3 protein-coding genes are annotated in these 2,685 nt (G+C 69.5%); all 3 read right to left on the bottom strand.

The genetic code is table 11. The features are described 5' to 3' along the window. Window positions 1-177 precede the first annotated feature (177 nt). Window positions 178-933, bottom strand: coding sequence for a triose-phosphate isomerase (gene tpiA, locus EV691_RS23015; protein ID WP_131302544.1), 756 nt, complete (start codon window positions 931-933; stop codon window positions 178-180). Beyond that, window positions 930-2,246: a phosphopyruvate hydratase gene (gene eno, locus EV691_RS23010; RefSeq protein ID WP_131302547.1), complete on the bottom strand. Its 1,317-nt coding sequence runs from the start codon at window positions 2,244-2,246 to the stop codon at window positions 930-932. The genes tpiA and eno overlap by 4 nt, the downstream gene beginning before the upstream one ends. A 133-nt stretch (window positions 2,247-2,379) precedes the next feature. Next, the coding region (locus tag EV691_RS23005) for a pyruvate kinase alpha/beta domain-containing protein (protein WP_279388882.1) at window positions 2,380-2,685 on the bottom strand (306 nt) is incomplete at its 5' end.

Raw genomic sequence — 2,685 nt, 5'->3', positions numbered from 1 at the left:
ACTCGCGCTGCTCGATCGGCGCGCCCAGGCGGTACTGCTCGGGAATCTCGGCGGCAGTGGGGAAAAGGTTTTGCAGACGGCTCTCGGTGCTCATGGGGCTACCTCTTGTTCTCTTGGCGTCAGGGGCGCCGCCGGGACCTGTGTCCCGCGGCGCTGGCGGGTATGGGGTGGATAGGATCAGCGCGCGGCGGCCTGGCAGATCGCGGCGAACGCGGCCGCCTCCAGCGAGGCGCCGCCGATCAGCCCGCCGTCGATGTCCGGCTGGGCGAACAAGGCCTGGGCGTTGTCGGCCTTGACGCTGCCGCCGTAGAGGATCGCCGTGGCCTCGGCCCGCTCGCGGTCGAATTCGCCGAGCAGCCCGCGGATATGCCGGTGCACCGCCTGGGCCTGCTCGGGTGAGGCGGTTTCGCCGGTGCCGATGGCCCACACCGGCTCGTAGGCGATCACCCCGGCGGCGATTCCCTGGATGCCGGCGCGGCGCAGGACCGCCTGCAGCTGGGCGGACACCACCTGCTCGGTCTGGCCCTGGCGGCGCTGCGTCTGGGTCTCGCCGACGCAGAGCACCGGCACCAGGCCGGCCCTGAGCGCCGCGGCGAACTTCTCCGCCACCATCTCGTCGCACTCGCCGTACAGGCTGCGCCGCTCGGAATGGCCGACCAGCACGTAGCGGCAGCCCAGCTCCTTGAGCATCCCGGCGCCGATCTCGCCGGTGAAGGCGCCTTTCTCGGCCGTGTGGAGGTTCTGCGCACCCAGCGCCGCGCCGGAGCCTTCCAGCAGGGCGCCGACCTGCGCCAGATAGGGGAAGGGCGGGCAGACTGCCAGGTCGACGCCCTCCAGCACCGCCAGCTGCGGCAGCAGTTCGTCCAGCAGCGCGCGATTGGCGGCCAGGTTGCCGTTCATCTTCCAGTTGCCGATGACCTGTTTGCGCCTCATGCCGCACCTCCGCAGCAGCGCCGCTTCAGCAGCGGCCCGGCGTCGTAGGGCGCCTTGCCCTGCAGCGCCTCCTCGATGCGCAGCAGCTGGTTGTACTTGCCGACCCGGTCCGAGCGGCACAGCGAGCCGGTCTTGATCTGCCCGGCACGGGTGGCCACGGCGAGGTCGGCGATGGTGGTGTCCTCGGTCTCCCCCGAACGGTGCGAGATCACCGCCGTGTACCCGGCCAGCTGGGCCATGCGGATGGCGTCGAGGGTTTCGCTGAGGCTGCCGATCTGGTTGAACTTGATCAGGATCGAGTTGCCGATGCCCTTCTCGATGCCTTCCTTGAGGATCTTCGTGTTGGTGACGAACAGGTCGTCGCCGACCAGCTGCACCTTGTCGCCCAGCTTCTCGGTCAGGTAGGCCCAGCCCGCCCAGTCGCTCTCGTCCATGCCGTCCTCGATCGAGACGATCGGGTAGCGCTCGCAGAGGCTCGCCAGGTAGTCGGCGAAGCCCCTGGAGTCGAAGCTCTTGCCCTCGCCGGCCAGCCGGTACTCGCCGTCGTGGTAGAACTCCGAGGAGGCGCAGTCCAGGGCCAGGGTGATGTCCTTGCCCAGCACGTAGCCGGCGCGTTCGACCGCCGCCTGGATGACCACCAGGGCTTCCTCGTTGGAGGACAGGGACGGCGCGAAGCCGCCCTCGTCGCCCACCGCGGTGCTCAGCCCGCGCTCGGAGAGCACGCTCTTCAGAGTATGGAACACCTCGGCGCCGATCCGCAGCGCTTCCTTGAAGCTCGCCGCGCCGACCGGCTGGATCATGAATTCCTGGATGTCGACGTTGTTGTCGGCATGCTCGCCGCCGTTGAGGATGTTCATCATCGGCACCGGCATGCTGTACTCGCCCGGCGCGCCGAACAGCTCGGCCAGGTGGGCGTAGAGCGGCAGGCCGCGGGCCGCGGCGGCCGCCTTGGCGGTGGCCAGGGACACGGCGAGGATGGCGTTGGCGCCGAGGATGTTCTTGTTCTCGGTGCCGTCCAGCTCGAGCATCGCGTCGTCGACCGCGCGCTGGTCGCAGGCGTCGAGGCCGAGCACCCGCTCGCGGATCGGCTGGTTGACGTTCTCCACCGCCTTCATCACGCCCTTGCCCTGGTAGCGCAGCGAGCCGTCGCGCAGCTCCAGCGCCTCGCGGGTGCCGGTGGAGGCCCCGGAGGGCACGCTGGCGATGCCCACGGCGCCGCCGGCCAGGGTGACCACCGCCTCGACGGTGGGGTTACCGCGCGAGTCGAGGATTTCGCGGGCGGCGACCTGCTGGATAAGATTGTTCTTGTTCATTTATCTCGATTCCCGTTGAACGGGGCATCACCGCACTGCCGCAGGCAGGAGCGAGCGACTCCCGTGATTTCACCTATTCGGCGCGTATTCGGGGCATCCCTGGCCGCTTGCCCGACCGGGAGGCCCCACCTCTTCAATGAATGACGTCGCCGACGCGCACGATGCGCAGGGTGTCGGTGCCGCCCTGGCCGTTGGCCGGATCGCCCTTGGTGATCAGCACCAGGTCGCCTTTGGCGACCACGCCACGGCGCATCAGCTCTTCCACCGCCCGGGCGTTCAGCTCGGCCTCGGCAATCCGCTCGCTGTCGAAGGGCACCGGGTTCACGCCGCGGAACAGCGCCATTCGGCTCTGCGTGCGCGGGTGGCGGGAGAAGGCGTAGATCGGCAGGTGCGAGCGGATCCGCGACATCAGCCGCGGGGTGTCGCCGCTCTCGGTCAG

The sequence above is a fragment of the Azotobacter chroococcum genome, assembly GCF_004339665.1.
GTDB classification, from domain to species: domain Bacteria; phylum Pseudomonadota; class Gammaproteobacteria; order Pseudomonadales; family Pseudomonadaceae; genus Azotobacter; species Azotobacter chroococcum.
Note: the sequence above shows the minus strand (reverse complement) of the source record. Positions and strands in the feature narration are given on the sequence as shown.

Bases quoted from the DNA above. Each gene is read 5' to 3' on its own strand.
- tpiA (WP_131302544.1), bottom strand. From the start codon at position 933: ATGAGGCGCAAACAGGTCATCGGCAACTGGAAGATGAACGGCAACCTG.
- eno (WP_131302547.1), bottom strand. From the start codon at position 2,246: ATGAACAAGAACAATCTTATCCAGCAGGTCGCCGCCCGCGAAATCCTC.